Source organism: Clostridium disporicum, assembly GCF_001405015.1.
Taxonomy (GTDB): domain Bacteria; phylum Bacillota; class Clostridia; order Clostridiales; family Clostridiaceae; genus Clostridium; species Clostridium disporicum_B.
In genome coordinates this window covers 68040-88109 of the sequence record NZ_CYZX01000008.1, presented here as the reverse complement: position 1 = coordinate 88109, position 20070 = coordinate 68040, and the positions used below count along the sequence as shown (strand labels likewise).

Annotated in this window: 17 protein-coding genes, 1 riboswitch and 1 other annotated feature; of the genes, 16 read left to right on the top strand and 1 reads right to left on the bottom strand. The window is 30.7% G+C overall.

The features are described from left to right. The first annotated feature begins 10 nt into the window (after positions 1-10). Both ileS and ARA56_RS06985 read left to right on the top strand, forming a co-directional pair. The gene (gene ileS, locus ARA56_RS06990) at positions 11-3121 is read left to right on the top strand and encodes an isoleucine--tRNA ligase (RefSeq protein ID WP_055265134.1); all 3111 of its coding nucleotides are present in this window, start codon (positions 11-13) and stop codon (positions 3119-3121) included. 187 nt (positions 3122-3308) lie between these two features. Further along, positions 3309-4307 carry a LacI family DNA-binding transcriptional regulator gene (locus ARA56_RS06985; protein ID WP_055265132.1) on the top strand — a complete coding sequence of 333 codons (999 nt, stop codon included), beginning with the start codon at positions 3309-3311 and terminating at the stop codon, positions 4305-4307. Positions 4308-4554: 247 nt separating this feature from the next. Here ARA56_RS06985 and ARA56_RS06980 read toward each other — a convergent pair whose 3' ends face one another. Beyond that, positions 4555-4740, bottom strand: coding sequence for a hypothetical protein (locus tag ARA56_RS06980; protein ID WP_055265131.1), 186 nt, complete (start codon positions 4738-4740; stop codon positions 4555-4557). A gap of 358 nt (positions 4741-5098) precedes the next feature. Between ARA56_RS06980 and ARA56_RS06975 the strand changes: the two genes are divergently transcribed. The 14 genes from ARA56_RS06975 to rsmA all read left to right on the top strand — a co-directional run bounded on the left by ARA56_RS06975 (position 5099) and on the right by rsmA (position 19937). After that, the gene (locus tag ARA56_RS06975; protein WP_055265129.1) at positions 5099-5674 is read left to right on the top strand and encodes a nucleoside recognition domain-containing protein; all 576 of its coding nucleotides are present in this window, start codon (positions 5099-5101) and stop codon (positions 5672-5674) included. A gap of 13 nt (positions 5675-5687) precedes the next feature. Beyond that, entirely contained in the window at positions 5688-6212 is a 525-nt protein-coding gene (locus tag ARA56_RS06970) for a spore maturation protein (RefSeq protein ID WP_055265127.1), read from the top strand. Between the two features lie 84 nt (positions 6213-6296). Further along, positions 6297-7559, top strand: coding sequence for an aminopeptidase P family protein (locus ARA56_RS06965; RefSeq protein WP_055265125.1), 1263 nt, complete (start codon positions 6297-6299; stop codon positions 7557-7559). A gap of 83 nt (positions 7560-7642) precedes the next feature. Then, positions 7643-7819, top strand: a riboswitch (Lysine riboswitch). A gap of 123 nt (positions 7820-7942) precedes the next feature. Continuing rightward, complete coding sequence (locus tag ARA56_RS06960) at positions 7943-9688, top strand: Na+/H+ antiporter NhaC family protein (protein WP_055265123.1); 1746 nt, start codon at positions 7943-7945, stop codon at positions 9686-9688. 95 nt (positions 9689-9783) lie between these two features. Continuing rightward, positions 9784-10021, top strand: a binding site (T-box leader). 130 nt (positions 10022-10151) lie between these two features. Further along, on the top strand, positions 10152-12104 hold the full coding sequence (gene metG, locus ARA56_RS06955; protein ID WP_055265121.1) for a methionine--tRNA ligase: 1953 nt from the start codon (positions 10152-10154) through the stop codon (positions 12102-12104). A gap of 375 nt (positions 12105-12479) precedes the next feature. Then, a complete protein-coding gene (locus tag ARA56_RS06950) occupies positions 12480-13931 on the top strand; it encodes a methionine--tRNA ligase (protein ID WP_055265119.1) in 1452 nt (483 codons plus the stop codon). Between the two features lie 303 nt (positions 13932-14234). Next, positions 14235-14765: a sigma-70 family RNA polymerase sigma factor gene (locus ARA56_RS06945; protein WP_055265117.1), complete on the top strand. Its 531-nt coding sequence runs from the start codon at positions 14235-14237 to the stop codon at positions 14763-14765. Positions 14766-14770: 5 nt separating this feature from the next. Continuing rightward, positions 14771-15091 carry a hypothetical protein gene (locus ARA56_RS06940; RefSeq protein WP_055265115.1) on the top strand — a complete coding sequence of 107 codons (321 nt, stop codon included), beginning with the start codon at positions 14771-14773 and terminating at the stop codon, positions 15089-15091. A gap of 18 nt (positions 15092-15109) precedes the next feature. After that, complete coding sequence (locus ARA56_RS06935) at positions 15110-15886, top strand: zinc ribbon domain-containing protein (protein WP_055265113.1); 777 nt, start codon at positions 15110-15112, stop codon at positions 15884-15886. A 6-nt stretch (positions 15887-15892) separates the two neighbouring features. Continuing rightward, a complete protein-coding gene (locus ARA56_RS16635; RefSeq protein ID WP_156334259.1) occupies positions 15893-16057 on the top strand; it encodes a hypothetical protein in 165 nt (54 codons plus the stop codon). Between the two features lie 243 nt (positions 16058-16300). Then, entirely contained in the window at positions 16301-17086 is a 786-nt protein-coding gene (locus tag ARA56_RS06930; RefSeq protein WP_055265111.1) for a TatD family hydrolase, read from the top strand. A 230-nt stretch (positions 17087-17316) separates the two neighbouring features. Then, a complete protein-coding gene (locus ARA56_RS06925; protein WP_055265109.1) occupies positions 17317-18363 on the top strand; it encodes a 3D domain-containing protein in 1047 nt (348 codons plus the stop codon). Between the two features lie 176 nt (positions 18364-18539). Beyond that, positions 18540-19094 carry a ribonuclease M5 gene (gene rnmV / locus ARA56_RS06920; RefSeq protein ID WP_055265107.1) on the top strand — a complete coding sequence of 185 codons (555 nt, stop codon included), beginning with the start codon at positions 18540-18542 and terminating at the stop codon, positions 19092-19094. Continuing rightward, positions 19095-19937 (top strand): 16S rRNA (adenine(1518)-N(6)/adenine(1519)-N(6))-dimethyltransferase RsmA, encoded by an 843-nt coding sequence (rsmA, locus tag ARA56_RS06915; protein WP_055265105.1) that lies wholly within the window; start codon positions 19095-19097, stop codon positions 19935-19937. It begins immediately after the preceding gene. The last annotated feature ends 133 nt before the right edge of the window (positions 19938-20070 follow it).

Below are 20070 nucleotides of genomic sequence, written 5' to 3'. Positions count from 1 at the left end.
GAGAAGCAATATGTACAAAAAAGTAGAACTTCCAAATGGTTTTGTTGGCTTAGAAAAAGAAGTTGCAAATCTTTGGACTGCAAGAAATGTCATAAAAAAGAATTTTGATATGAACCAAGATGGTGAATATTTCACTTTCTATGATGGACCTCCAACAGCAAACGGTAGACCTCACGTAGGACACGTTTTAACAAGAGTTATGAAGGATATAATCCCAAGATACAAGGTTATGAAGGGATATAAGGTTATAAGAAAAGCTGGTTGGGATACTCACGGACTTCCAGTTGAACTTGAAATCGAAAAGAAGCTTGGAATTTCAGGTAAAGAACAAATAGAAGAGTACGGAGTTGAAAAATTCGTTAAAGAATGTAAAGAAAGCGTATTTACTTACGTAAGTATGTGGGAAAAGATGACTAACCAAATCGGTTATTGGGTTGATATGGAAAATCCATATGTAACTTATCATAACCCATACATCGAATCAGTTTGGTGGGCATTAAAACAAATGTGGGATAAAGGTCTTTTATATGAAGGACACAAAGTAATGCCATACTGCCCAAGATGTGGAACTGCATTATCATCTCACGAAGTTGCTCAAGGATATAAAGACGTTAAGGACTTAACTTGTATAGCTAAATTTAAAGTTGAAGGAGAAGAGAATAAGTATATCTTAGCTTGGACAACAACTCCTTGGACATTACCTTCAAACTTAGCTTTATGTATAAACAAAGCATACACTTATGTAGAAGCAAAAGTTGGAGAAGAAACATTAATATTAGCTAAAGATTTAGCAGCGAAAGTTTTAGGCGAAGATTATGAAATAGTTAGAGAATTCCCTGGAACTGAACTTTTAGGAACTAAGTATGAACAATTAATGCCTTTCGGTAAAGTTGAAGGTAAAGCATTTGAAGTAATTCACGGTGATTACGTTACTTTATCAGATGGTACTGGTATAGTTCATATAGCTCCAGCTTACGGTGAAGATGACAGCTTAGTAGCTAAAGCTAATGGAATCACTTTCATTAACTTAGTTGACAGAGAAGGTAGATTCGTAGAAGAAGTTACTCCATGGGCAGGAAAATTCGTTAAGAAATGTGATGAAAGCATCTGTAAATGGCTTGAAGAAAACAACAAGTTATTTAAATCAGAAAGACACCTTCACTCATATCCACATTGTTGGAGATGTGACACACCACTTCTTTACTATCCAAAGGAAAGCTGGTTTGTTGCAATGACAACTCTAAGAGATAAGCTTTTAGAAAACAATAATAAGATTAACTGGTACCCAGATAACATAAGAACAGGTAGATTTGGTAAGTTCTTAGAAAATGTTATCGACTGGGGTATTTCAAGAGATAGATATTGGGGAACTCCACTTCCAATTTGGGGATGTGAATGCGGACATAAAGAATGTATCGGAAGCATCGAAGAATTAAGAGAAAAGGGAATAAATGTTCCAGAAGATATCGAATTACACAAACCTTATATAGACAATGTTCACTTAAAGTGTGAAAAGTGTGGAAAAGAAATGACAAGAACTAACGAAGTTATTGACTGTTGGTTTGACTCAGGTTCAATGCCATTTGCACAATTACACTACCCATTTGAAAATAAGGAATTATTCGAGGAAAACTTCCCAGCTCAATTTATATCAGAAGCTGTTGACCAAACAAGAGGATGGTTCTACACATTATTAGCAATTTCAACTGCTATATTTGATAGAAATCCATTTGAAAACTGTATAGTCTTAGGTCACGTTCTAGATAAGAAGGGCTTAAAGATGTCAAAATCTAAGGGTAATGTTGTAGATCCATTCACAGTATTAGATTCTCAAGGTGCTGATGCTACAAGATGGCATTTCTACACTGCAAGTGCTCCATGGTTACCAACAAGATTCTCAGTTGATGATGTTGGTGAAGCAGGAAGAAAGTTCATGGGAACATTATGGAATGTTTACTCATTCTACGTTCTATATGCTGAATTAGACCAATTCAATCCGCTTAACTATGCTGATTTCGTATCAGAAAATGTTATGGATAAATGGATTATGTCTAAGCTTAACACATTAGTTAAGGACGTTGACTCTATGTTAGATTCATACCAAATAACTCAAGCTGCTTTAGCTATTGAAGATTTCACAGATGAGTTATCAAACTGGTATGTAAGAAGAAATAGAGGAAGATACTGGTCTCAAGAATTAACTGATGATAAGATTGGTGCTTATGTAACTTTATACAGAGTATTAACTACTTTAATAAAGGTTGCAGCTCCATTCGTACCATTTATAACAGAAGAAATTTATCAAAACTTAGTAACTGGATTAGACAATAATGCTCCAGAAAGCATTCACTTATGTTCATGGCCACAAGTTGATGAAAGTGCTATAAATAAAGATTTAGAAAAGGAAATGGATTTAGCTTACACAATCGTTAAGCTTGGAAGAAGTGCAAGAAATGGTGCTAACATTAAGAATAGACAGCCACTTTCTAAGATGCTTATTTCAACAGATTCACTTCCAGAATACTACGGAGATATCATAACTGATGAGTTAAATATCAAAGAAGTAGAATTTGGTGCTGACCTTTCTAAATATGTTAACTTTGAAATCAAGCCAAACCTACCTGTATTAGGAAGAGCTTATGGTAAGATGATACCTGGAATCAGAAAAGAAATAGCTGCTAGAAACCAAATGGAATTAGCTCAAGCTATCCAAAATGGGGAAACAGTAACTATAAATGTTGATGGAACTGAAATTGAACTTAATAAGGAAAACTTATTAGTTACAATGCAAGGTTTAGAAGGATATGCATTTGCTGGTGAAGGTTCAATAGGTGTTGTTCTTGATACTCATATTTCAGAAGAACTTAGAGAAGAAGGTCACGTAAGAGAAATGATTTCTAAGATTCAAAATATGAGAAAAGATAAAGGATTTGAAGTTGCAGATAAGATTAATTTATATGTAGCAGGAAATGAAATGCTAGAAGGCGTTATCAAAAAGTTTGCTGATACTATAAAGAAAGAAACTTTAACTCAAGAAATAGTATTTAATGGAGATTATGATTATACTGAAACTGTTATTAATGGTGAAAAATTAAATATGACAGTAGAAGTAGTTAAATAATTTAAAAATATTATGGTAAAGAAGGGAATTAACTCATAATTCCCTTCTTTTTTTGAAAGAATATATAAAGATAGATAAATTAGTTCAAAATTATATTATATTAATAAAATACTTATATGTTCTTGTACAACTAATGAAAAAACGGTATAATTAATAATTAAAATGAAAAAAATGGAGTGATGTTGACATGGCTACTTCTATTAAAGATGTTGCAAGAGAAGCGGGCGTTTCAATAGCTACGGTTTCTAGAGTACTTAATGATATAGATGTTGTAAATGAAGATACAAAGAAAAAGGTATTGGATGCAATAAAAAAATTAGGATACAGACCAAATATCGTAGCTAGAAGCTTAAAGACTCAAAGAACGAAGACAATAGGAATATTAGTTCCAGATATATCAAGTGGATTTTATCCTGAAATAGTTAGAGGAGCAGAAGATGTTGCTAATATATATGATTATAACGTTATATTATGTAACTCAGACTTTGACTACGATAAAGAAAAAGATTACTTAAGAGTATTGAAAGAGAAAATGGTAGATGGAGTTATCTACATGAGCTCTTCATTACAAGAAGAATCTCTAGATATTATTAATGATTTAGATTTAAAAACTGTTTTAGTTGAAACAAAAGACAGAGAAGGAAGATTACCAAGCGTAACTATAGATAACATAGAGGCTTCATATGAAGCAACTAAGCATTTACTTGAAAAAGGAATAAAAAATATTGCCTTTGTAGGAGTAAAGAAAGAGGTAGCTAATGCTTGGGGAGATAGATTCTTAGGATACGAAAAAGCTTTAAAAGAAGCTGGATTAGAAGTTGATGAAGATTTAGTATACCTTCAAAATCTTAAATACAAGACAGGTAGTGATGCTGCGGAAAAATTCTTAAGCCTTTCTAAAAAATTTGAAGGGGTTGTATGTGCATCAGATGAAATAGCTATGGGAGTTATAAATGGATTAAGAGAAAAGGGAATTAATACTCCAGATGACGTTAGTGTTATAGGATTTAATAATAACGCTGTAGCATCATATTTCTATCCAAGATTAACTACAGTAAATCAACCAAGTTATGATATGGGATCTGTAGCTATGAGAATGTTAATTAAAATCTTAAATAATAAACCTTTAGAAGAAGGTCAATATGTATTAGATTATAAGTTAATACAAAGAGAAAGTTGTAAATAAGTCGTTTTATACGACTTATTTTTTTTATTTATAAAGATTGTAATAATAAAGAAAATATGGTAAACTATATACATAATGTTGAGAACGTTTACTAAATAAAATAAAATGGGTTAAAAAATTCAACTATGTATGTGTTATTTTATGAGAGTATAAGTTAAATGGGTGTAATAATAATTTAGTAAACAAGATAATAAAAAGATAGCTATGGGTAAGCTATCTTTTTTTATTTTGAATAAAATATGTTATTTTATAATATTCCTTCATTTTTTAATATATCTTCTAATTGTTGTACCTTTTGAGTTAAAGTATAGAATTTTTCCTTTAAAACTTCTTTTGGGGCATCTATTGTATCAACGAATTCTTCCATTTCTTCAACCGTTTTTAATGCTTCCTCTATGTCTCTTTGAGCTAATTTTAAGTTTGATTCTTTCATCGGTACATCTCCTTATATTTAAAGTAAAACTAATATAGTATTTATCTTTATCCTATCACTAATAAATAGACGTTGCAAGGCATATATTTTAAATAGTTAACAGTTAAAAGAGAAAAGTTAAGAAGTGAAAAATAAACAGTTCCACGCGTTTATAAAATTAATAATTAAAAGTAAAAAGTTAAGGTTTAAATTCAGCTGAACTGAATTTAAAACATAATATAAAAATTACGGAATAGTTTTATTCATAACTTTTAATTTGTTATTTTACACTATTAATAAAAATAAGGAACGGTTTTATAAAAGCTAATAACTACTAAATCTTAACTATTAACTATTAATTAAATTGGGGGGATAGTAAATGATAAATTACATATGGTTTATAATGATTTTTCTAGGAATACTAGTTAGTATATTTACTGGCAATGGGGAAGCTATGTCTAATACAATAATTAGTTCTATAGATAGTACCGTTACTTTTATTATAAGTTTAGTTGGATTAATGTGCTTTTGGTGTGGAGTAATGAAGGTTGCTGAAAAAAGTGGATTAACAGAGAAGTTAGCAAAGCTTATGAAACCGATACTTAAAGTGATTTTTAAGGAAGCAGCAAAGGATGAAAAAGCATTAGGGGCAATTGTAATGAATATAACTGCTAATATGATGGGGTTAGGAAATGCTGCTACACCTTTTGGGATAAAAGCGATGGAAGAAATGGATAGATTAAATAGAGATAAAGGAAGAGCTAGTAATGATATGGCGTTATTTCTTGTACTTAACGCGGCTTGTGTTCAGTTAGTACCATCCACGGTAATTTCTATAAGAGCGGCAGCAGGGTCTACAAATCCTGGGGTAATAATTTTACCTGCGATTATATCAACCACGGTGGCGGCTATTGTAGGTGTTATATGTGCTAAAATTCTTCAGAGATATTTTTAAGGAGGGATAGAGTATGTTTCAATATATAACTAAAAGTATAATTCCTATAATAGTATTTATAATAATAACTTATGGGATGTTTAAGGGAAGAAAGGTTTATGATTGGTTTGTTGAAGGTGCAAAAGATGGATTAAAGGTATGTATGAATATTTTTCCTTATCTTTTAGCTATGATTTTGGCGGTTCATATATTTAGGGAAGCTAAGCTTTTAGATATGTTAAATAATCTTATCTCTCCTATATCAGGATTAATAGGTTTACCTAAAGAAGTAGTTCCTCTTGTTTTAGTAAAACCTCTGTCAGGAAGTGGAGCTATGGGAATATTTACTGATATACTTAAAAATTATGGACCAGATACGTTTATAGGGTTAGTATCATCAGTAATAATGGGAACTACAGAAACTATATTTTATACTGTAACGGTATACTTTGGTGCAGTTAAAATTAAAAAAGTAAGACATACAGTTTGGGCTGCAGTGATGGCTGATATGACAGCAATTATTATGGCAATATTAATGGTAAAAATTCTTATATTTTAAAAGTTTATGGAAAAATTTTGTTTTTATAGATATAATATTTATTAATTGTAGCTGTTAATTTAATACGCAAAGGAGAAAAAGTATATGAAGGCAGATTTTTTTAAAAATAATAGAAAAAGATTATTTGAAAAAATAAAAGATAATTCAATTGTGATTTTATTTGCAGGTAATGCGCCTAAAAAGACTGCAGATGAAGCATACCCATTTACGCCTAATAGAAACTTTTACTATTCAACAGGAATAAGTGAAGAAAATCATATTCTTGTAATGAGTAAAGTAGGTGGAAGTGAGAAGAGTACATTATTTATAAAAGATATAGACCCTGATTTAGAAAGATGGATAGGAAAGAGTATTCGTAAAGATGAAGCTACTGAAATTAGTGGTATTGAAGACGTAAAATTTAAAAGTCAATTTGATTCAGAGATTCATAGATTGCTTTGCTTAAAAGAAGAAGTGAATCTATACTTAGATTTAGAAAGAGATAGTATTTCTTCAACATCTAGTATAGCAAATGAATTTGCTAAGGATATAATTTCTAAATATCCACAAGTAATGATTAAAAATATATTTAGTATATTTGGAGAATTACGACTAGTAAAAAGTGAAGAAGAAGTTGATAACATAAAAAAAGCTATATCAATAACTATCGAAGGTATTGAAGCTTTAATGAAAAATTCTAAAGCAGGAATAAAAGAATATCAATTAGAATCATATTTTGATTTTGTATGTAAAAATAATGGGGTAAAGGATTTTGCATTTAAAACTATTGCAGCTGCAGGAAAAAATGCAGCTACATTACACTATGTAGCAAATGATTCAGAATTAAAAGACGGAGATTTAATTCAGTTTGATTTAGGAGCACAATATAACTTTTACAATGCAGATATTTCGAGAGCCTTCCCTGTAAACGGAAAATTTACAGAGAGACAAAAAGCTGTTTATAATGCTGTTTTAAAGGTTAACGAAGAAATAATAAATGATATAAAACCAGGAAAAACATTTAGAGATATCAATAAAAAAGCTACTGATCTAATAGCTGAAGAATGTATTAAACTTGGACTTATAAAAGAAAAATCAGAGGTTAGTAAGTATTATTTTCATAGCATTGGACATAGTTTAGGACTAGATACTCATGATTTAGAAACACCTCATAGAGATATAACATTTAAAGAAGGTGTAGTATATACAGTAGAACCAGGAATTTATATTGAAGAAGAAAATATGGGCATAAGAATAGAAGACGATATTCTAGTAACGAAAGATGGAGTAGTAAATTTAACAAGTGGAATGATAAAGACTGTGGAAGAAATAGAAACTTTTATGGCAAAGTATAATAATAACATTTAATAAATATACTTGAAAAAAGTTATAAAATGGTATTGTCAAGAACGAATATAATGTGTATAATTATAATAAATTAATCGTGAATAAATAAAGGTAGAGGCGCGATACTTAAGAGTACTATTGATGAGGTAAGCACTGTGAGTTAATAGGAAAGGAATTATCGCCGAAGCATACAACTAATGCTTTAAGGTTGTATAGCTGGGGATGTATATAATATATATATCACTGTCACAAACTTGTTTTTGTGGTGAGCTATCATTTGAGGAAGACCTAATTTTTTAATGCAATTTTAGGGCCTTGAGTGTTAACTCAAGGCTCTTTTTATTGCACAAAAGCAAAACCCTTTAATTATTCACAAAAAATATATTAATTAGGGGGAAACAAAAATGAAAAAGACGGGATTTAGAGTAATCCTACTAACAATGATTATTTTTACTTTATCAACAACAATGGCATTTGCCAGTGAGTTAGAACCAGCAGCAGTAAATGCAGAAAGATTTGGGTTATTAACTTTAATACCACCAATAGTAGCGATAGTATTAGCATTTATTACTAAGAACGTTGTTATTTCTTTATTTATAGGGATTTTATCAGGTAGCTTTTTAATTAGCCTTACAGGATATAATGTGTTTTATGCACTTATACAAGCATTCTTAGATTTTGTTACAAGAGCATTAAATTCTTTAGCAGATCCATGGAATGCAGGTATAATACTTCAGGTATTGGCAATTGGAGGAGTTATTAATTTAGTAGGTAAAATGGGTGGAGCTAAGGCTATAGCAGAAGCTTTAGCAAAAAAAGCAAAGACTGCAAGAAGCACTCAATTAATAACTTGGTTATTAGGATTATTCGTATTCTTTGATGATTACGCAAATTCACTTATAGTTGGACCTATAATGCGTCCAGTAGCTGATAAGATGAAGATTTCAAGAGAGAGATTAGCGTTTATAATTGATGCAACTGCAGCGCCAGTAGCTGGGCTTGCAATAATATCAACTTGGATTGGATTAGAAGTTAGCTTAATAGGTGAAGGGTTTAATCAAATAGGTGTAGAAGCAAGTGGATTTGGAGTATTCCTTCAAACTATACCATATAGATTTTACAACATATTAATTCTTGCATTTATAATTATTACAGCAGTTACTTTAAAAGAATTTGGACCAATGAGAAAAGCTGAAATAGCTGCAAGAAAGAGAAATAAAGATATTGTTGAAGAGATAGCAGCATCATCTTCACAAATGGATGAATTAGAACCAAAAGAAGGTGTAGAGCTTAGCATATGGAATGCAATTATTCCAATAGGGACACTAATTATTTCAGCGCTAGTAGCATTCTACTATAGTGGATATAGCTCAATAATGGGTGGAGATAACGTAGCACTTCAACAAATAATGACTAACTCACCAATGTCATTTGCAGGAATAATGGAAGCTTTCTCAGCAGCAGATGCTTCAGTAGCATTATTCCAATCAGCATTATTTGCATCAGTTGTAACTATAATTATGGCTGTTAGTAAAAAGATATTTACTTTAAGTGAAGCTATAGAAACTTGGGTAGATGGAATGAAAGGGCTAATTATTACAGGAGTTATTCTTATATTAGCTTGGTCTTTAGGTTCAGTAATTAAAGAACTTGGAACTGCATATTATTTAGTTGAAGCTTTACAAGGTGCTATACCAGCATTTTTATTACCAAGTTTAATATTCGTTCTAGGAGCAGTAATATCATTCTCAACTGGAACTGCATATGGAACAATGAGTATATTAATGCCATTAGCAATACCTCTTGCACATTCAATTAATCCTGAAATGTCATTTATAGTAGTTTCTACAAGTGCAGTATTAACAGGAGCAATATTTGGAGATCATTGTTCACCAATTTCAGATACAACAATACTTTCATCAATGGGTGCAGGATGTAACCACATAAATCACGTTAATACACAAATATGGTATTCATTATTTGTTGCAACAATAACAATATTATTTGGTTATATTCCAGCAGGTTTAGGATTACCTATATATCTAGTATTACCATTAGCACTAGTTGCTGTATATGTTGGGGTACAAATATTTGGTAAGAAGGTAGATGAAGCTAACATAGAAGCTGAAACAGGCGCTTTAGCAAAATAAGAAAATAATAGGGGCTATATAAAGGCTGTGCATGGGGGCACAGCTTTTATTTTTGCTTATTGACAGTTTTTACATTTTAGCATATTATAAAATTAATAAATGCATAGAAAAGAAGAGTAGTTTAGGAATATGTCTAAAGAGAGCTAGGATTTGGTGAAAGCTAGCGTCATTGAACTTTATGAAGATGGTCTTGGAGCAGATTATCTGAGTCTTATGATTAGGATAATACGGTAGCAACCGTTATATTGCACGGTGATGATAGTAACCTAGTGAGATATTTATTGTGAGATAAATGTAAAAATAGAGTGGTAACGCGTATATAACGCCTCTATATGGGTAATTAACCTATATAGAGGATTTTTTTATAATTAAAAATTAATAATTAGAAGTGAATATTTAACGAAAATATCAAAATTTAAATTCCTATATCTTAATTATTAATTAGAAAAAAGGAGGAAGAAATATGACTAAAAAACCATATTATATAACTACTGCAATTGCATATACTTCAGGTAAGCCACATATAGGTAATACTTATGAGGTAGTTTTAGCTGATAGTATAGCAAGATATAAGAGATTACAAGGCTATGATGTTCAATTCCAAACAGGAACAGACGAACATGGTCAAAAAATTGAGTTAAAAGCTCAAGAAGCTGGTATTACACCAAAGGAATTTGTTGATAATATAGCAGGTGAAATTAAAGGAATTTGGGATTTAATGAATACTTCTTATGATAAATTTATCAGAACAACTGATGAGTATCATGAAAAACAAGTTCAAAAAATATTCAAGAAGCTTTACGAACAAGGGGATATATATAAAGGTCACTATGAAGGATTATATTGTACACCATGTGAATCTTTCTTTACTTCATCACAATTAGTTGATGGTAAGTGTCCTGACTGTGGAAGAGAAGTTCAACCAGCTCAAGAAGAAGCATATTTCTTAAAGCTTAGCAAATATACAGATAGATTAATTGAGCATATAAACACTCATCCAGAGTTTATTCAACCAGAATCACGCAAAAATGAAATGATGAACAACTTCTTATTACCAGGATTACAAGATTTATGTGTATCAAGGACATCATTTAAGTGGGGTATTCCAGTTGATTTTGATGATAAACACGTTGTATATGTATGGCTTGATGCTCTTTCAAACTATATAACTGGTTTAGGATATGATTTAGATGGAAATCATGCAGAAGCGTATACAAAATTCTGGCCAGCAGATTTACACTTAATAGGTAAGGATATTTTAAGATTCCATACTATTTACTGGCCAATTATGTTAATGGCTCTTGATATTCCATTACCAAAGCAAATTTTCGGTCATCCATGGTTATTACAAGGTGACGGAAAAATGAGTAAGTCTAAAGGTAATGTTATATACGCTGATGATTTAGTAGAATTATTTGGTGTTGATGCAGTTCGTTACTTCGTTCTTCATGAAATGCCATTCGATAATGACGGAACAATCACTTGGGAATTAGTTACTGAAAGAGTTAACTCAGATTTAGCTAATACTTTAGGAAACCTTGTTTCTAGAACAGTTACAATGGTTGAAAAGTATTTTGATGGAGTAATTCCAGTACCAATGGTTAAAGAAGCTGTGGATGATGAGCTTATCTCATTAGCGCTTGAAACTCCTAAAAAAGTTGCAGATAAGATGGAGCATTTAAGAATTGCAGATGCTTTAGATCAAATATGGAACTTAATTAGAAGAACAAATAAATATATAGATGAAACTACTCCTTGGGTTCTTGGAAAAGATGAATCTCAAAAGGATAGACTTGCTACAGTGCTTTATAACTTATGTGAAAGTATAAGATTTATATCAAGCTTAATTGCACCATTCTTACCAGAAACAAGTGCAAAAATCAATGAACAAGTTAATATTTCAAAAACAGATTTAGAAAGCTTACATTCATTTGATGGAACAGCTGCTGGAACAAAGGTTAATAGAGGTGAAGCAATTTTCCCAAGACTAGATGTAAAAGCAATATTAGAGGTAGTTGAAAAGAAAAAAGCAGAACAATTAGCAGCACAACAAAAAGTTGAAGAAAAGAGAGAGATAACTCCAATTAAAGAGGAAATCACAATAGATGATTTTGCTAAGCTTGACTTAAGAGTAGTTAAAGTAACTGCTTGTGAACCAATCAAGGGAGCAAAAAAATTATTAAAATTAAAAGTAGATTTAAATGGTGAAGAAAGACAGGTAGTATCAGGAATAGCTAAATTCTATAAACCAGAAGAATTAGTAGGAAAATATGTTGTTTTAGTAGCTAACTTAAAGCCAGTAACATTAAGAGGAGAATTATCTCAAGGTATGATACTTGCTGCAGCTACAGACGATGATAGTGTATTAAACCTAGTAAGTCCAGGTGAACTACCAACAGGAAGCCAAGTAAGATAAGTGAGACTCTAAATCTCTGATTTAGCTAGTCGAACTTACACCTACGAACGGATGTGAGTCGGTGTTTCCTCTAAGACTCTAAATCTCTGATTTAGTTAGTCGAACTTACACAGACGAACGTATGTGAGTAGGTGTTTCCTCTAGACTTTAAATCTCTGATTTAGTTAGTCGAATTTGACTAAAAGCTCAAGTCTGTGATTGGGTATCTTGAAGTTACACTATAAGTGTATTGATTTGACGATAGAGGAAGTTTCACTTAAAACAAAGGAGCCATTAGGCTCCTTATTTTATAGTGAAAAGTTTTGCTAAAGCAATATTTTCACTTTCACTGTAGGTGAACTTTTCATCTTTGTAGCAATAAAAGGGGGTTATTTAATGAATATAATTATAGGAAATGCATGGCCTTATGCTAATGGACCACTTCATTTAGGAAGAATTGCTGTATGGTTACCTGGGGACATTTTAGCTAGGTATCATAGAATGATGGGAGATAATGTTGTATTTATATCAGGAACTGACTGTCATGGTACTCCTGTTACTAATAGAGCAGAAGAAGAGGGGATATCTCCGTTAGAAGCTGTAGAAAAATATCATAAGGAATTTCAAAAATGTTTTAAATCTTTAGGATTTTCTTTTGATATTTTTGAAAAAACTCATTCTGAATATCACCAAGAAAAGGTAAAAAAATTTATTTTAGATTTATATGAAAAAGGATATATATATGAAGAAATAGTAGATGGGTCAAAACATTTATTCTTTGCTTTATCTAAGTTTGAGGATGATGTAAAGTACATATTTGATAATGAAGATGGATGGAGAGAAAATGCCAAAAAAATATTAAAAAGATATCTTGATGAAGGATTAAGGGATAGAGCTGTAACAAGAGATTTTAATTGGGGCGTTGATGTACCGTTAGACGGATATGAAGATAAAAAAATATATGTATGGATTGAAGCGGTAATGGGATATCTTACTGCCAGTATGAAATGTCTAAGTGAAAGAGGAGAGGATTGGAAAGAATATTGGAGCGGAGATGATTCAAGGGTTTATTTTGTTCACGGAAAAGATAATATACCTTTCCATACTGTTATTTTCCCAGCTATTTTATGTGGAGTAGGAATTAAAAATCCTAATTTAAGAATGATATCAAGTGAGCATTTAAAACTAGAAGGAAAACCATTCTCATCAGTTAAGAATTGGGCATTATGGGCTGATTATATTACAAAGAATTATAACGTAGATAGTTTTAGATATTATCTTATGCTAAACTCTCCAGAAGATAAGGATACTGATTTTTCATGGAGGGATTATATAAATGTAAATAATTTTGATTTGGTAAGTACTTTTTCGCACTATGTACAAAGGGTCATAACTTTCTCAAGAAAAAATTATGGGCCGAGAATACCAAGTGGAATTATAGAGGAAAGTTTAAAAAATGAAATTTTAGATTTATATTTTAGCGTTGGAGACGATATTGAAGAGGGGCATTTTAATAGTGCGTTAAATAATATAATGGCTTTTTGCAGAAAGGCTAATAAAGATTTTAAAGAAAATTTATTATGGGACATGGCAGAGAAGAATCCTGATTACTGCAAGAATAAGGTCTATAATAATATTCAAATAGTAGCTAATATAGCTAATTTATTGGAACCATTTATGCCTAATATTTGTGAAAATATAAGAACTTCCTTAAGTATTAATGAACCTATATGGAGTTTTATAGAAAAAAGAGATGGAATATTAAAAGAGGTTGATTTAGAACTAAAGAGAATTGATAAAAGAAGAGCTATTGATGAAGTTTTAAGATTAAAAGAGAAAAGAAATTAAAAAAAACTAGAGCCTAAGTTGGGGGACGTCGGCTCTAGTTACCATTCTTTATAAGGAAACTCTTTCTACTGAAATGTAACTTCAACTAATAAAATCAGAGATTTTGAGTTTCATTTAAGGTGGTTTTTTAGGGGTAAATAATAATGCTTTAACTACTTTACAAGTATTATATTACCCTTTCTTTGTGTCAATTAAGTGTCAAAAAAGGAAAGAAAATATTAACAAAATTTTTTGAAATTAAAATGAACTATTTTGAAGATATTACGTCTTAATAATGAAAGTTAATTTAAGGGGGTATTAAGAGTGGAGGAGATAGAGCTAATCAAAAAAGCTCAAGATGGCAATAAACATGCCATGAACATATTGCTTCAGAATAATTATAAAGCTCTATATGGATTTACCCTGAAAATGACTGCTAATGAAGATCTAACTCAAGATATAGTTCAAGAAGTTTGCTTAAAAGCTGTTGTTAATATAAATAAGTTCAAAGGGAAATCGAAATTTCAATCATGGTTAATATCAATATCTATTAATTATTATAGAGATATTATAAGAAAAAATAAAAAAATAGATTATAGTTGTGAAATAGAGTTAAGCCACATTGAAAATAATGAAACCGACACTATATTAGATAGGCTACAAGTGGAAGAGATGCTTAAAGAGTTGAAAAAAATGCCTTATGAAAAACGAATATCATTTATATTGAAACATTATTATGGATATTCTTATGAAGAAATCTCTAAGGTATTTAAATGTTCTGAGGGAACTGTAAAATCTAGAGTGTTCTATACTGCATCAAGGTTAAAAAAGAAATTAGTAGGAAGTGAGGTGTGATATAAATGGATGATAGTAATATGTTAAATGATGAAAGCTTAGATAAGTTAGGATATATAAAAGAGTTAGACATATTTTCTATAGTAGATAAACAGTTTGATAAAAAGCGTGAAAGAAAGAGAGTAAAAAGAGCGATTTTTATTTCTATATTAATAGTTGTATTTGTATCACTAATAACATGCTTAGCTATAATTATGCCTAGGATAGCAGTTATTGATAAAAGGATTATGAATATACCTAAATTAATTATAGGATATTATTTTGTTTCTGTATCAATGATGATGTTACTTATTATACCTATAATAAAAAGAAAGAAGTCTTATTAGAAAAGGGGGAGAAATTTTATGTTAATTATGTTTATGCCAATGATTTTTATGGCTATAATTTTTGGATTATTTATATGGCAAGCTATTTGGGTTGCTCTTGATTCAAGAAAAAGAGGAGAAGAGTATTGGTGGCTATGGACTATAGCTGCATTTATAGCATTTCCAGTTGGAATTATAGTTTATGCAATAGTTAGTAGAAGCGATAGAAGAAGATGCAATAACTGTGGAAAAGAAGTACCAAAAGACTTAAAGTTATGCCCATACTGTGGGGAAAGGTGTGGAAACTTTTGTCCTAACTGTGGACAAAATGTTCAACCGGGGTGGAGATTCTGTCCTAATTGTACAACAGAACTACCTGATGAAATAACTAATAGTAAAAGAAAAATAAATAATAAACCTATTATAATAGTAGTTTCTATAATAGTAGTATTAGCAATTTTATTTGTGGGTATGTTCGTAGTAAGCTACGTTAGTTTCTCTGGAATTACTGGAAGCTACACCGAAGAGATTAACACTTTTGATACAAGCGGATATCAAGGTAGGGTATTTAATGAAAGAACAACAGACGTTTTAGAATATACAATTACATCTAATCAGCATAGCTTTTGGTGTAAGGGAGAAAGAGAAAAAGGCGATATAGTGGTGAAGGTATACGATAAAGATGGAAATTTAAAATCAGAAACAGATAAAATTTCAGCTGAAGAATTTACTGAAGGAATGTTTGTAGAACCAGGACAAAAGGTAGAAGTTTATCTAAATGATTATAAAGGTTCATTTTATGTAAGATTCAATTAATGAGAGGTGTTACATCATAAAGGAAATTGGAACAAGAAGTGGAACGAGCTTGGAACAAGTTTTAAAAGTAGAGCAATTCTTTTTAAAAATAGAATAATATGTGGAACAAGAGGAACAAGAATCGGTCTTGTTCCTTTTGTTGTTCCATATGGGAAGTGGTTAAAATACTAGGATTGATTAATGTTTGGAACAAGGGAACAAGAATTATATATTAAGAACGAATAATAAATAATAAGTAATTATAGGTGCGCGTACACGCATATACACGCGTATAGGAAAAAATGGAGCTTGTTCCTATTCTTGTTCCACATAAGAATATAGAAGATTGAAATTTAATGTTTATATACTTATCAAAATTTTGAGCTTTGGTATAATAAGAATAATGATTTAAATTGAAAAATAAGGAGATATATTATGGAACCTAAATATAAGATTTTTGATACACATGCTCACTATGATGATGAGGCTTTTGATGAAGATAGAGAAGAGGTATTAAAACAGATTCAAGAAGCTGGAGTTATAGGAGTATTAAATTGTGCTTGCTCTAGAAAAAGCTTAACTACAACTAATGAATTAACATTAAAGTATGATTTTATATATGGGGCATTAGGGATACATCCAAGTGATGCTTATGATTATAATGAAGACGTTAGAGCTGAGATTATAGAAAAGGCTAATTCTAATAAAAAGATATTAGCTATTGGAGAAATAGGATTAGATTATTATTGGGAAGAGAATCCAGATAGAGAAACTCAAAAAAGAGTCTTTAGAGAACAGATGGAATTAGCTAGAGAGTTAAAACTTCCAGTTGTTATTCATGATAGGGATGCACATAAAGATACACTAGATATAATGAAGGAATATCCAGAGGTTAAGGGGATAGTTCATTGTTTTTCAGGTAGTGTAGAATTTGCTAAAGAATGTGTAAAATTAGGTTACTATATAGGAGTAACAGGAGTAGTTACATTTAAAAATGCTAAAAAAATAGTAGAAGTAGTGGATGAAATTCCTATTGATAGATTATTAGTTGAAACTGATTGCCCTTATATGGCACCAGTACCTAATAGAGGAAAAAGGAATAAATCGGATTATATTGAATATATAATAGAACAAATAGCTGAAATAAAGAAAATTGACCCGATTAATGCAAATATCAAATTAAATGAGAATTTTGAGAGGTTGATTTCAAGAGAAAAGTAAAGTAAAATAATACTACAGATTTTCCTTTTATTTCCATCACAATTAACATAATATCATCAAAAACTTAACATTTTAATAACTATAAAAACAGCTATCATTTTATTTATTTTATTTTTTATGTACAGTGGTATATTTTTAGTAGTTAAATATAGTAAGAGTGGTAAATTTGACAAAAAGTATTGAATTATAATATAATTCAAATACACTCTTGCCAAAGGAGGTTTAGGTAGATGATAGAAAAATGTAAGGAATACCTTAAAAGAAATTTTTCTAATAGTCCTAAGGCAAAGATTTTGTTATGTGCTATTGTGACGGTAGTTATAGCATTATCTGTAGCGAGTCTGAGAAAAACTGTAACGTTAGTTGTAGATGGAAATGAAGTAAAAGTTACAACATTTAAAGGGACTGTTAAAGATCTAGTATTAGATCAAGGAATAGAACTTACTGAAAAGGACAAAGTGCAGCCAGCTTTAGATGACAGATTATCAGAAGGTGAAAAGATAACAATTACGAAAGCTGTAGAGGTTCAGTTAATAACAATGGATAAGGAATTATCAATTTTAACAGCTGAAAAAACTGTAGAAGATATGTTAGATGCTGAATACGAAGCGCTTAAGTCACAAGGAATTGAATTTATAAAGAATATAGATGAGGTTGAGCCTAATCTTGATACAAAAATACAAAAGAATTTACAAATTAAATTAGTTAAGGTTGAAGAGGTAAAAGAAGTCGCAACTGAGACAATTCAATTTGATACAGTTACAGAAGAAGATGGAAGTTTAGACATAAGTGTTGAAGAAATTAGACAAGAAGGAGTTCCTGGGCAAAAAGAAATTACTTATAGAATACTGAAAAAAGATGGCAAAGAGGTTTCTAGAGAAGTAGTAGGTTCTAAGGTAGTAGCCGAACCAGTAAATAAAATAATTGTTCAAGGGACAAGAAGGACCTTCGCAAGTAGAAGTGGAGAGGTTCTTGATTATAAAGAACTTCTGTATTGTGAGTCTACAGCTTATACAGGTGATGGAATCACCGCTACTGGAACTGTTCCAGTGTACAACCCTAATGGTATAAGTACTATAGCTGTCGATCCAAGAGTAATTCCGCTAGGATCATTAGTATATGTTGATGGCTATGGAAAAGCTGTTGCCGCAGATACAGGAGGAGCTATTCAAGGAAGTATAATTGATATATATGTAAATAGTCACGATCACGCTACCAGTTGGGGTAGAAAATATGGTGTGCCTGTATATATATTAGCTTATCCAGGAGAATGGTAAAGGAAAGAGGTTAGTTTGGACTAGCCTCTTTTTATATGTGTACAAATAAAAATATATATTATAAAAAATGTAAATTCTAATTTTTTATAAGAGTGGATTTGCTATTATAAAGTTTGACATAATAGAGATATAGGGATACAGTAATATAAGATATACTATGAAAGGAAGATAGTACTTTGATTAAAGAAGTTATAGTAGTAGAGGGAAGAGACGATATTACTGCAGTAAAGCAAGCAGTAGATGCAGAAATGATAGCAGTTGGTGGATTTGGAATTAATGCAAAGGTAATAGCAAGAATTAAAGAAGCCCAAAAGAGAAAAGGTGTAATAGTTCTTACTGATCCAGATTTCGCTGGAGAAAAAATAAGAAAAATAATAGCTAAAAGAGTGCCAGGGATAAAGCATGCTTATATTGCTCAAGAAGACGGAATTAAGGGCGATGATATAGGTGTAGAAAATGCAACTCCTGAAGTTATAATAGAAGCATTAAATAGAGCTAAGGTAACATTAGAAGTAAAAGAAAAAGTATTTGATTATGAGGATATGATTTATTTCAAGCTTACTGGAGATAGTAATTCTAAGGCAAGAAGAATTGAACTAGGAAAAGAGCTAGGAATAGGATATGGTAATGCAAATCAAATGTTATCTAGATTAAATAATTACGGAATTACTAAAGAAGAATTTATAAATGCTATAAATAAAATAGATAAAAAATTAGAAGAGGGTAAATAGATGGATATACAAGATGTAAAAACAGCCGAATTGGTTAAAAAATATAATTTTAAATTTACTAAAAGCTTAGGACAAAACTTTTTAGTAGATCAATCTGTTCCAAGAGACATAGTAGATGGAGCTGATGTTGGTCCAGAGGATTTAGTTATAGAAATAGGACCAGGGGTAGGTACATTAACAGCTCAATTATTAAAAATAGCTAAAAGAGTTGTAGCTATAGAATTAGATGATACCCTAATACCAATACTTACAGAAGAATTAGGAGGATATTCTAATTTTAGTCTTATACATAATGATGCATTAAAAGTAAACTTTGATGAGATAATAGGTGACGAGAAAAGCGTAAAACTAGTTGCTAATCTTCCATATTATGTTACAACTCCAATAATAGTAAAGCTATTGAAGGAAAAGCATAAGTTTAAATCATTAACTATAATGATTCAAAAGGAAGTAGCAGAGAGAATGAATGCAGAACCTGGTAATAAGGATTATGGTGCATTAACTTTATTGGTTCAATACTATTGTAATACTAAGATTGTTAGAAAAGTACCACCTGCTTGTTTTATACCAAGACCAAAGGTAGATTCTATAGTTATAAGATTAGATAAACTTGATGAACCAAAAGTAAAGGTAGATAATGAAAAATTATTCTTTGATATAATAAGAAATTCATTTAATATGAGAAGAAAAACTTTATGGAATGGCGTAAAGAGCATTGGACCAGCAAAAGAAAAATTAGAAGAGGCATTTGAAAAGGCTGGAGTTGATCCTAAGAGAAGAGGAGAAACACTAACTATACAAGAATTTGCAACATTATCTAATTGTATAAATGAAATAATTTAAATAATTAATAATTAAAGTCAGCGAAAGCTGGCTTTTTTCATTAATTAATAATTATAAATTCTTCAGTTTTAATTATTAACATATTTGGCTATGCAATGCATATAATATATGGAATTTATATAAATTGGAGGTT